This is a genomic window from Pseudomonas sp. KU43P, from assembly GCF_033095865.1.
Classification (GTDB): domain Bacteria; phylum Pseudomonadota; class Gammaproteobacteria; order Pseudomonadales; family Pseudomonadaceae; genus Aquipseudomonas.
This window is the reverse complement of the sequence record NZ_AP019365.1, coordinates 2,690,064-2,701,735: the sequence shown is the minus strand read 5'-3', so window position 1 is coordinate 2,701,735 and position 11,672 is coordinate 2,690,064. Positions and strand designations below refer to the sequence as shown.

Genomic DNA, 11,672 nt, shown 5'->3' with positions numbered 1-11,672 from the left:
TGCAAACGACTCTATGCAACAGGGGCACGCGACGTGCCCCCATCGCAACCCGTCAGAGGAGTATCGAACATGGCAGTCAAACCCATTCCCGAAGGGCAGCACAGCATTACCCCCTACATGGCCATCAAGGGCGCCGCCCAGGCCATCGAGTTCTACAAGAAGGCCTTCGGCGCCACGGAGATGTTCCGCCTCGAAGGCCCGGACGGCCGGGTCGGCCATGCTGAACTGAGGATCGGCGATTCCTCGCTGATGCTGGGTGACCCCTGCGACAACATGGAAGGCGGCCTCACCGCCAGCCAGAACCTCGATGGCGCTGCCGTAGGCCTGCACCTGTACGTCGAGGACTGCGACAAGGTCTATGCCCAGGCGGTGGCCGCCGGCGCTACCCCGTTGCATGAGGTCAAGGACCAGTTCTACGGCGACCGCAGCGGCACCCTGAAAGACCCGTTCGGCAACCTGTGGTTCGTCTCCACCCACAAGGAGGACCTCAGCCCCGAGGAAATCCGCGCACGCGCCGCCAAGATGTTCAGCGGCAACTGACAGCCAAGTTGAAAGCGGCGCGACTTTGCCTGAAGCTTGGGGCTCGTAGCTTGGAGCTGCCTCATGCGAATCATCGACAAGACCGCCGCGCAGGTGCGCAGCCTGACACCGGCCGAAGAGGAATTGCTGGCGGATTTCGCCACCGGCAACCTCGCCGGCCCCCGCCTGCTGCAGGCCAACCAACTGCTGATGAAGGTACGCAGCGCCAACCAGTGGCTGGCCTGCGATTGCCGCAAGGATGCATTGCCGGTGCTCAATGTCACCCTCAATGGCAACACCGGCACGCTGTTTCTCAAGAACAACCCCGGCACCGCCGAGCATGCGCCCGGCTGCCCGTTCACCAAGGACGAACGCGAGGCTGCGGAGCGTGAAGCACAACCCACCGCGCCCGCCGCCTGGCTCGCACCGGATACACCGCTGCGCCTGATCGGTGATTTTCCCAAATCCGGCGAGAGTGCCGGGGGCACCGGCGATGGTGGCGAACGGCGTGACCAGCATCGCTTGTTGTCGCTGTTGTTGACCTGGATCGAAACCAGCGGCCTCAACCTCTATGCCACTCACCTGAAGAAAGACCTCACCGCCCAGTTCGCCGAACTGCGCAGTGTCGCCAGCCGTTACCCGCTGCTTGAGCGCGTGCCTGCCAGCAACTACCTGGAAACCCGGCTGGACATGAAGCACATGATGATGCTCAAGGCCCGCCTGCGCGAGGCCACGGTGTTTGGCAACCACCGCCGCCACGGGCTGATGCTGGACTGCGTCGAGCAGGTCCGCGGGCGCAAGCTGTTCAACAACCGCAGCGAGGATGGCTTCGATTTTCAGGGGCACCATCTTTACTGGGGTGGCAGTCGCATGTCCGGCCCGTTGCTGGCGCTGGCCCTGTATTCACCGGCCACGGCTGGCAGCCATTTCTACGAGCTGATCCACGTGGCCAGCGTGCCGGTGCTGTCACGTGCACACCTGTTCCCGGTCTATCGCGATGAGGAGCGTGAACCGCTCAAGGCGTTGGTGTCGCTGATCGACTGGATGGCCGGCAAGGGCGTGAAGGTGCAAATGCGCCGGCCAGTGATCGGCGGTCAGGTGATGGATGAACTGGTGCTGACCTCGGACCAGGACCGGGTGTTGTCGGTTTCGTTGCTGGAACAGCCGCTGGGGCCGGAGCCGGATGCCGAGAACTTCAAGCGCTTTGCCGACTTCAAGAGCCTGGAGACGTTCCGCAAGTATGTGGCGGGGTTCTTCATGCGCGAGCGTTGAACACCTGTGGGAGCCGGCCCAGCCCAGGCACCGCATTTTCGCCTTGGGCAGGCTGCTCGGGCGCTATCGCCGGCCACAGGTAGATTTCGTGAGAACCCTCATTGTCCTGTGGGAGCCGGCTTGCCGGCGATAGGGCCGGCACTGGCCCCCCCTTCACCCAAGAAACAACCGATAAGCCGGGTTCTCGGTCTCATCCCAATACCGGTACCCCATTTCCTCCAGCGCCTGCGGTAACCCCGCCTGCTCTTCCACCGGCACTTCCAGCGCGGCAAACACCTGGGCCTGCGCCGCACCATGGTTGCGGTAATGGAACAGGCTGATGTTCCAGCGCTTGCCCAACCGCTCGAGGAACCCCAGCAACGCCCCCGGCCGCTCGGGGAATTCGAACCGCAGCACCCGTTCCTGCGCCCCCGGCGCCGCATGCCCGCCCACGGTATGGCGCACATGCAGCTTGGCCAGCTCGTTGTCGGTCAGATCCAGCACGCTGTAACCCTGCTCGCCAAGGCTGGCCAGCAACTGCTCGCGCGGGTCGTGCTGCGGGTGGGTCTGCACGCCCACGAACAGGCGCGCTTCCTTGCCTGGGAAGTAGCGGTAGTTGAACTCGGTGATCTGCCGCCGGCCCAGGGCCTGGCAGAAGGCGCGAAAGCTGCCGGGCTGCTCGGGGATGGTCACGGCAATGATCGCCTCGCGCTGCTCGCCCAGTTCGGCGCGCTCGGCCACATGGCGCAAGCGGTCGAAATTGACGTTGGCTCCCGAGTCGATGGCCACCAGGGTCTGCCCCTGCACGCCTTCGCGGGCCACGTACTTCTTGATCCCCGCCACGGCCAGAGCACCGGACGGCTCGGTGATGGAGCGGGTGTCGTCGTAGATGTCCTTGATCGCCGCGCACAGCTCGTCGCTGCTGACCGTGATCACCTCATCGACGAAGTGCCGGCACAGCTCGAAACAGTGGGCACCGACCTGGGCCACCGCCACCCCGTCGGCGAAGGTGCCAACCTGCGGCAGGATCACCCGCTCGCCGGCCGCCAAGGCGGCCTGCAGGCAATTGGAATCTTGCGGCTCGACCCCGATCACCTTGACCTGCGGGCGCAGGTACTTCACGTACGCCGCGATGCCGGCCACCAGCCCGCCGCCACCGACCGGCACGAAGATCGCGTCCAGCGCACCCGGCTGCTGACGCAGGATCTCCATGCCCACGGTACCCTGTCCGGCAATCACGTCCGGGTCGTCGAACGGCGGCACGAAAGTCGCACCTTCGCTGTCGGCCAGGGTCAGGGCGTGGGCCAGGGCATGGGGGAAGCTTTCACCGTGCAACACCACGTGGCCACCGCGCGAACGCACGCCCTCGACTTTCAGCGAAGGTGTGGTGGTAGGCATCACGATGGTCGCCTTGATGCCCAGCCGCGCGGCGGCCATGGCCACGCCCTGGGCGTGGTTGCCGGCCGACGCGGTGATGACCCCGCGCTCGCGCTGGGCCGTGGTCAGCCGCGCCAGGCGGGTGTAGGCACCACGAATCTTGAACGAGAAGGTGGGCTGCAGGTCTTCGCGCTTGAGCAGCACCTGGTTGCCCAGGCTAGCGGACAGCGCCGGCGCCGGTTGCAGCGGGGTCTCGATGGCCAGGTCGTACACCGGGGCAGAAAGGATGCGCCGCACTTGCTCCGACAGCAATTGCTGGGGGGTAAGCGGTGTACGTGGGCTGACATTGAGGCTGGTCATCGGGTGCAACTCCTTGGCTTTGTCTACGTTGCCCAGGAGTCAGAGAGAAGAAACCCGCCTCCAGGGCGGGTTCGGTGCACGTACGCGCTAGCCCGCCAAACTGATAATGGCGGTAATAATAATGGCGTTCACGTGCGGGAATGTGTTCATGGGGTAGGAACTTATCCTGCCGCACGCCGGCAAGTCAACACTTGGCTTGCTGGGCCGAAAGCGGCACGTCGAACACCTTGTCGAAGCCCCACTGGAACACGAAGGCGTAGACGAAGAAGAACACGAACAGCGCCAAGTTGGTGAGCAATGCGGCCCACAGGCTGACATCCAGCCAATAGGCCACCAGCGGCAGCAACAGCAATACCAGCCCACCCTCGAAGCCCAGGGCGTGCAGCAAACGGCGCAGCAGGGTGCGCTCGCGTTTGCGCTGACGCGCCTCCCAGCGTTCGAACGCCCAGTTGAAGGCCATGTTCCAGCTCATCGCGATGCCCGACATCAAAATCGACAGCAGGGTCGACTGGGCCATGCCTGCGTCGAATGCCAACTCCAGTGCCGGCGCCACGCAGGCCACGGCAATCGCCTCGTAGAGAATGGCCTGGACGATCTTGCGTGCCTTGCCTTGCATGTGCAGCTCCGTGTTCAAAAGACCCATCAAATTACAAGATGCAGCCTACAAGAAAAAGTCTGAAATACATATTTGACTGACCATTCAATCAGGAATAACCAGCAAAAGAAACGCGATAGCGATCGCTATTCTGCCGCCTCCCATCAACCTCGCCACGTGCCCCAACCTTGCCTGGTTTCGCGTTGCCCTGAACACCGCACGCGAACGATTGCGCATTGGACAACCCCACGCTTGACTGCTTGTATCTATCCATTGCTAGCGGCAACACGTCGTACAGCTTCGTCCGGGGAATCGAACGAGGGAACAAGACAATGGCTAACACCGTCATGATGGTATTCGGCACCCGCCCTGAGGCAATCAAGATGGCCCCCCTGGCCAGGGTACTGCGCGAGTGGCCTGATCTGGACCTGCATATCTGCTCAACCGGCCAGCACCGCGAGATGCTCGGCCAGGTGCTCACGGCGTTCGGCCTGAGCGTCGACCAGGACCTTAAGGTGATGACCCAGAACCAGACCCTCAACGGCCTGGCACGCGACCTGATGGACAAGATCGACAAGGCCTACGAGCAGGTCCAGCCGGACATCGTGCTGGTGCACGGCGACACCACCACCAGCTTCATTGCCGCCCTCGCCGCCTTCCACCGGCATATCCCTGTCGGCCACGTCGAGGCCGGCCTGCGTACCGGCAATCTGCAGCAACCCTGGCCCGAGGAAGCCAACCGGCGCCTGACCGGCGTGATAGCCGACCTGCACTTCTCCCCCACCACCAAGAGCCGCGACAACCTGCTGCGCGAAGGCGTGCCGCTGGAGCACATCGAAGTCACTGGCAACACCGTGATCGATGCCCTGTTGTGGATGCGCGAATTCCTCACCCAGAGCAATTGGCACCCCGCCGCCGACTCACCGCTGCACGCCCTGCGCGATGATCAGCGCATGGTGCTGATCACTGGCCACCGCCGGGAAAACTTCGGCGCCGGCTTCGAGCGCATCTGCCTGGCCTTGGCCGAACTGGCCCTGCGTCATCCCGACGTGCAGTTCGTCTACCCCGTGCACCTCAACCCGCACGTGCAGAAGGCGGTGTACGGCCTGCTTTCCGGGCGCGACAACATCTACCTGGTGCCCCCGCAGGACTACCAGCACTTCGTCTGGCTGATGAACCGCGCGCACATCATCCTCACCGACTCCGGCGGCGTGCAGGAAGAGGCCCCGGCTCTGGGCAAACCCGTACTGGTGCTGCGCAAGGTCACCGAGCGTCCCTCGGTGCTGGAAGGTGGCACGGTGAAGCTGGTCGGCACCCATACCGAACGTATCGTCAAGGAAACCAGTCAACTGCTCGACGACCCTGCGGCCTACCAACGCATGGCACGCGTGTTCACCCCGTTCGGTGACGGCCACGCCAGCGAAATCATCGCCGAGCGCCTTAGCCGCTGGTTCGAGGAAACCGCCAATCAACAGGACGACGCATGAGCCTGGCTTTCATCGATTTTCTGACCTATGTACTGTTCGGCCTCAAGATCCTGGCGATCATCCTCGCCACGCTGATGTTCCTGCTGGGCCTCGATGACCTGTTCATCGACCTGTGCTACTGGTGCCGCAAGCTGATCCGCCGCTTCCGCATCTACGACAAATACGAAAAGGCCGACGAGAAACGCCTGTTCGAAGTGCCCGAGAAGCCCCTGGCGATCATGGTGCCGGCCTGGAACGAGGTGGGCGTGGTCGGCGAAATGGCGCGCCTGGCGGCCTCGACCATCGACTACGAGAACTACCAGATCTTCGTCGGTACCTACCCCAACGACCCGCAGACCCAAGCCGACGTCGACGCCGTGTGCCTGCACTACCCCAACGTGCACAAGGTGGTCTGCGCTCGCCCCGGGCCGACCAGCAAGGCCGATTGCCTGAACAACATCATCGACGCCATCCTGCGCTTCCAGGACGATGCGCGCATCCAGTTCGCCGGTTTTATCCTGCATGACGCCGAAGACGTCATCTCGCCCATGGAGCTGCGGCTGTTCAACTACCTGCTGCCCGCCAAGGACATGATCCAGATCCCGGTGTACCCCTATGCACCGGAATGGAAAGGCTTCACCGCCGGGCACTATGTGGACGAGTTCGCCGAAAACCACGGCAAGGACGTGATCGTGCGCGAGGCGCTCACCGGCCAGGTGCCCAGCGCCGGGGTAGGCACCTGTTTCAGCCACCGCGCCATCAGCGCGCTGCTCGAAGACGGCGACGGCATCGCCTTCGACGTGCAGAGCCTCACCGAAGACTACGACATCGGCTTTCGCCTGAAGCAAAAAGGCATGAAGTGCATCTTCGCCCGCTATTCCATCACCGACCCGGCGCTGACCCTCAAGCAGGAATGGCGCCTGGGCATGAGCCGCGAATTCTCCCAGGTGATCTGCGTACGCGAGCACTTCCCGCGGGACTGGCAGCACGCCATTCGGCAGAAGTCGCGGTGGATCGTCGGTATCGTGTTCCAGGGCACCAGCAACCTCGGCTGGAGCCGCACCGGCGCGCTCAACTACTTCCTCTGGCGCGACCGCCGCGGGCTCTTCGCCTACCTGCTGAGCTTCCTCGTCAACCTGCTGCTGCTGGTGCTGCTGGCCATGTGGCTGGTGACGGTGATCGCGCCGGAGTCGTGGCGGTTCATGTCGATCCTCAGTGACAGCAAGCTGCTCACCACCCTGCTCTGGCTCAACGGCCTGATGCTGATCAACCGCCTGTTCCAGCGCGGCTGGTTCGTCACCCGCTACTATGGCATCGGCGAGGGCCTGCTGTCGGCACCGCGGATGATGTGGAGCAACTTCGTCAACTTCTTCGCCAACCTGCGCGCCTTGCGCCAGGTCATGGAGATGGGCGATTCGCGCCGGGTGGCCTGGGACAAGACCACCCACGAATTCCCCGCCATCGCCGCGCCGGCGCGCACGCCTCTCGGCCAGCGGCTGGTGGCCAAGGGTTACATCAGCGAACAGCAACTGGATCAGGCCATCAACAGCCCGGTGCGCAGGCGCCTGGGCCGCGAGCTGCTGCTGCGCGGCTGGCTCACCAGCGAACAACTGGTAGAAGGCCTGGCCGAACAGCTCGACCTGCCCTGGGCGCCGCTCAACCCGTTCAAGCTCGATACCCGCCTGATCGCCGCCCTGCCGCGTCGGCTGGCCACCCATTACGGCGTGCTGCCGGTGGCCGAAGACGACGACACCCTGGTGCTGGCCAGTGAAAGCCCGGTCAGCCAGGTTTCGCTGGGGGTCATCAGCCGCCAGCTTAAACGGCCGGTCAGCTACCGCCTGGCACCCCAGGGCCGGGTCACCCTGGGCCTGCGCTACCACTACCCCAGCCCGTGGCAGACAGACCAGACGCGGCAGATGCTCAAGGTGCTCGAACAGCATCAGGACAACGCCGAACTGATCGAACAGGTCAGCAGCCACCAGGTCATGCTCGGCACCCTGCTGCAGGTGCGCGGCATGGTTCCGGTGACCCTGTTCAACCAGGCACTGATCGACTTCGACCCCGAGCGGCAAAGCCTCGGCGAACACCTGATCGCCCGCGGCATCATCACCGAGCAGGTGCTCGAGCAAGCCCTCGCCGAACAGGCCAGCGAACAGCAGGCCGCCTATGACCTGATCCGGGAGGTGGCATGAAGCCGCGCTTTACCCTGACCTTCACCAGCCTCCTGCTGTGTTCCGCCGCGCTGCCAACGCTGGCCGCGCCAATGACCGACTTCCAGCGGTTCACCAGCTACCCGTTCATGGAGCGCAGTTACCGCGAGGCGAAGAAGGACAACTGGGCCGAGGTCGAACGCCTGACCCGCCACGTGCTCGGTCGCGTCCCGAACAATGACGAGGCCCGCGCCTTGCTGGTCGAGGCGCTTGCCCACCAGCGCCGCTACAAGGACGCCGAAGCCATCGCCGAGCAGATGGACAATGGCGCCGAACACGCCGGCGCCCTGCTTGAACTGCGCCTGACCTGGATCGAGCAAGACCCACCCGCCGCCAGTCAGGTGGAAAGCTGGCTGGCCACGGCCGACGGCAATGAACGCATCCGCTTGTGGCAGGCCTACAGCCTGAGCCTGGCCAAGTTCGGCGGCGCCGGCAAAGCCCTGCAATGGCTGAACCAGCTGCCACCGCGCAACGATGGCCAGGTGCTGCGCCTGGCCCGGGCCAATTTCGCCGAACAATTGCGCAACTGGAAAGAAACCATCCAGCAACTGGAACCCCTGGCCGACAAGGGCCAGTTGCCGGCGCAAGACTGGCAACGCCTGGCCAATGCCTATGTCCAGCAGGTCGATGAACAGGGGCTGAGCAAGCTGCTCGAGCGTGCGCCTTCCGCCGAGGCCGCCAACCAGGCGCGCCTGGCCATGGCCAACCGCGCCATCGCCGTGGGCCACAACCAGCTTGCCCAACGCTGGCTGCAAGCGCTGCCGAGCGACCAGCTGCAACGCCCGGAACTGCGCCAGCAATTGTGGGAGCTGGCCCGCGAAGGCAATGACGCGGCGCTGGTGCGGCGCTTGAGCAATGACCTGCAACGCCCCTGCCTGGAAACCGTGGACTGGCTGTCCCGGCATGACCCAGCACTTGCCCGCGAGCAGTTCAAGGACTGCCCCGCCACGGCGGACGCGCGCGCCTACGCGGTGCTCAAGCAGCGCCTGTACGGCGACCCGGTGCAACCACCGCAACCACGCACGGCGGCCGAATGGGAGCGGCGCTACCGCCAGAGCGGTGATCTCGCCGCGCTGGAGCAAGCCAGTTTCCTGCTGCTGCAACAGGGCCAGAGCGAACGTGCCAGGGCCTTGCTGGAGCAGGCCTACGACCGCCGCCAAGGCCGGCTGACCCCTTCGCTGCTGCAGCGCCTGGGCAATATCTATGCGCGCAGCGACGGCCCGCTGGACAGCCGCCGCATGCTCGGCCTGGTACCCAGGGTCGATGCCAACACCCGCGCCCAGCTACTCGCCCGCCTGGCCGAGAATGGCCAATGCGATGCCGTACGCCAGGCCATCCCGGCCAACCCCACCGAGGCCGGCCAATTCCGCGCACTGGGCCGCTGCGCCATGCCCGACCAGCCCGGTGAAGCGGTGGTCTATTACCAGGCCGCCGAACGCCTTGGCGACACCAGCAACCGCCTGCCGCTGGCCTACGCCCTGGAAGCTGCCGGCGACTCCCAGTCGGCCGCGCCGATCTGGCGCAGCCTGCCGGACAGCGCCTGGACCGACAATGCCCGCCTGACCGCCGCCAGTGGCGCACTGAACAATGGCGATGCCGACACCGCGCGCCGCTACTGGGACGCCGCCGCCCATCACAGCGCCGACGACTGGGCCCTGGGCGCCGCCATCGCCCAGCGCCAGGGTGACCCTCAGGCAGCCCTGGGCTTCCAGCGCCAGGCCCTGGCGAACAACCCGCGCGCCGACCACTACTATGCAGCCGCCAGCACCGCGCAACTGGCTGGCGACAGCGCCCAGAGCACAGCCTGGCTCGCCGAGGCGGTGCGCCTGGCGCCCGACCAGCCACGCTACCGCGCCGACTACGGCATGCGCCTGGCCGGCTCGCCGGACAAGGCCCAGCGCCGCCAATCGATTCCTTACCTGGCACAGGCCACCCACGATTTTCCCGAAGACTACCGTCTCGGCGAAACCCTGGCGCTGCGCTACGATGAGGCCGAAGACAGTGCCTCGGCCCGTCGTGAGCTGCGCCGCATCCTCGACGTGGAACACAACCTGGTCGACGGCGACGACGAATACGGCAGCTTGAAAGCCCGCGAATACCGCCAGCGCCGCGCCCATGAAGCGCTCTCGCGGCGCGACACCATCACCCTGGCCAGCACCTGGTCGCCCGCCGGCACCTCCACCAACGACAAGTTCCTCGACAACGGCCAGCGCAGCGGCAGCTCGCGCCGGGCCCAGTCGCAGAACGTGCAGCTGGCCATGTGGGACCACGCCCTGGGCGAGGAACCCAGCCGCAACGGCAGCACCCTGTCGGTCTACGGCCGCGTGCTGTTCGGTGGCCAGAGCCGCACCGACTACGCCCAGAGCATGGGCACCGGCGTCGGTCTGCGCTACAAGCCGCTGGGCCAGGCCAACCTCAACCTGTATGCCGAGCTCTACCACCAGCGGCAGATCGATGACGAGCACTACAACGGCCTGAGCCTGGGCGAGCTGCTCAGCCCGGCCAAGGTCGGCGGCAACTGGGGCGACCTGCGCCACCACGCCGAATCGAGCAACGACCTGCTGCTGCGCGCCACCGCCTCGTTCCTCGACCAGGGCGACTGGCGCAACGATTGGCGGGTCGACGAGGACGACTGGAACGAGCGCTTCCTCTACCTCGACGCCGCCTGGTGGACCCGCGCCGGCGATCATGCCTGGCTGTCGCGCTACCAGCAGGGCCATACCTGGAAACTGCCCGGCAGCTCGCCGCAAACCATCATGCCCTATGGTTTCGTCGAGTTCTCCAGCCAGGACCCGAGCAACGATTGGCGCCAGGATGCCCGCGCCGGTGTCGGTGTGCGCTGGCAGTGGTGGTTCGACGATGACCGCTACAACGCCTATCGCGGCTCGCTGAAAGTGCGCGCCGAGTACCAGCAGTCACTGGGTGGCAACCTTTACGAGCGCGCCAACGGCGTGCTGGTTGGCGCGGAGATGTCCTTCTGATGCGTACCTTTCTGGCCGCTTGCTTGCTTGCGCTGTGCCTGCCAGCCATGGCCGACCAGCGCCTGTTCTACCAACCGCTGAACCGTGATGCCGGGGTGAGCGCTGCGCAGTGGCAGCAACTGTGGCGCGCCACCGTGGCCCAGGGCGGCAAGACCCTGATCGTGCAATGGAGCGCCTATGGCGACAGCGATTTCGGCGGTGCCCAGGGCTGGCTGGCAAACAGCCTGCGCGAAGCCCAGGCCCAGGGCTTGCAGCTGGTGCTGGGGCTGTACATGGACCCGGCGTACTACCAGCGCATCGAGCAGCTCGACGGTGATGGCCTGAGCAGCTACTGGAAAGCGCAACTGGGCCGCTCGCTGAGCCAGTACCAGCAAGTGCGCAAGGACTGGCAATTACCGGTGGCAGGCTGGTACCTGCCGCTGGAACTGGACGACCTGCATTTTCGTGACGCCACGCGCCGCCAGGCGTTGCTCACGCAGTTGCAGGCATTCAACCGGCAATTGGACGAACCTTTGCATATCAGTGCCTTCAGCGCGGGGCGGCTGTCGCCGCGGGTGAATGCGGCGTGGCTGGATGAACTCGCCGCCTTGGGCTTGACTGTGTGGTGGCAGGACGGTGTTGGTACCGGGCGGCTGCCGCCGTTGGTGCGCCAGGGCTACGAGCAGGCTTTGCCGTGCCGGGTGGGTGTGGTGCGCGAAGCGTTTCGCCAGGTGAGTGCACCCGGGCAGGCGTTTCGCGCCGAGCCTGCGCAGCCGCTGCTGAGCAGCGGCTGCCATGCTGAAGCGGTGTTTGCACTGCGCTATCGGCCTTGGGCTCGGGGTATCCTGTCAACGAATTGAAAGCCTGTACCGGCCCAATCGCCGGCAAGCCGGCTCCCACAAGGACTGCGCAGCCAGTGAACCCTGTGCCGTAC

The 11,672-nt window shown here is 65.3% G+C and carries 8 protein-coding genes; 6 read left to right on the top strand and 2 right to left on the bottom strand.

Annotated elements, in window-relative coordinates; translation table 11 throughout:
- The first annotated feature begins 69 nt into the window (after positions 1-69).
- Together KU43P_RS12215 and KU43P_RS12210 are read left to right on the top strand one after the other, a co-directional pair.
- Positions 70-540: a VOC family protein gene (locus KU43P_RS12215; RefSeq protein ID WP_317663393.1), complete on the top strand. Its 471-nt coding sequence runs from the start codon at positions 70-72 to the stop codon at positions 538-540.
- Between the two features lie 63 nt (positions 541-603).
- Positions 604-1,791 carry a hypothetical protein gene (locus KU43P_RS12210; protein WP_317663392.1) on the top strand — a complete coding sequence of 396 codons (1,188 nt, stop codon included), beginning with the start codon at positions 604-606 and terminating at the stop codon, positions 1,789-1,791.
- 153 nt (positions 1,792-1,944) lie between these two features.
- On the opposite strand, the gene ilvA is transcribed toward KU43P_RS12210, so the two are convergent.
- Both ilvA and KU43P_RS12200 read right to left on the bottom strand, forming a co-directional pair.
- Positions 1,945-3,507 carry a threonine ammonia-lyase, biosynthetic gene (gene ilvA / locus KU43P_RS12205; protein ID WP_317663391.1) on the bottom strand — a complete coding sequence of 521 codons (1,563 nt, stop codon included), beginning with the start codon at positions 3,505-3,507 and terminating at the stop codon, positions 1,945-1,947.
- Positions 3,508-3,691: 184 nt separating this feature from the next.
- A complete protein-coding gene (locus KU43P_RS12200; protein WP_317663389.1) occupies positions 3,692-4,123 on the bottom strand; it encodes a PACE efflux transporter in 432 nt (143 codons plus the stop codon).
- A gap of 311 nt (positions 4,124-4,434) precedes the next feature.
- Between KU43P_RS12200 and wecB the strand changes: the two genes are divergently transcribed.
- The 4 genes from wecB to KU43P_RS12180 are packed head-to-tail and all read left to right on the top strand — an operon-like array spanning position 4,435 to position 11,598.
- Entirely contained in the window at positions 4,435-5,589 is a 1,155-nt protein-coding gene (gene wecB / locus KU43P_RS12195; protein WP_317663387.1) for a non-hydrolyzing UDP-N-acetylglucosamine 2-epimerase, read from the top strand.
- Positions 5,586-7,760: a cyclic di-3',5'-guanylate-activated glycosyltransferase NrfB gene (gene nrfB / locus KU43P_RS12190; protein ID WP_317663384.1), complete on the top strand. Its 2,175-nt coding sequence runs from the start codon at positions 5,586-5,588 to the stop codon at positions 7,758-7,760. The genes wecB and nrfB overlap by 4 nt, the downstream gene beginning before the upstream one ends.
- Positions 7,757-10,759 (top strand): phage receptor, encoded by a 3,003-nt coding sequence (locus tag KU43P_RS12185; protein WP_317663382.1) that lies wholly within the window; start codon positions 7,757-7,759, stop codon positions 10,757-10,759. The genes nrfB and KU43P_RS12185 overlap by 4 nt, the downstream gene beginning before the upstream one ends.
- A complete protein-coding gene (locus tag KU43P_RS12180; protein ID WP_317663381.1) occupies positions 10,759-11,598 on the top strand; it encodes a DUF4434 family protein in 840 nt (279 codons plus the stop codon). Before KU43P_RS12185 ends, KU43P_RS12180 begins: the two co-directional genes overlap by 1 nt.
- Positions 11,599-11,672 lie beyond the last annotated feature (74 nt).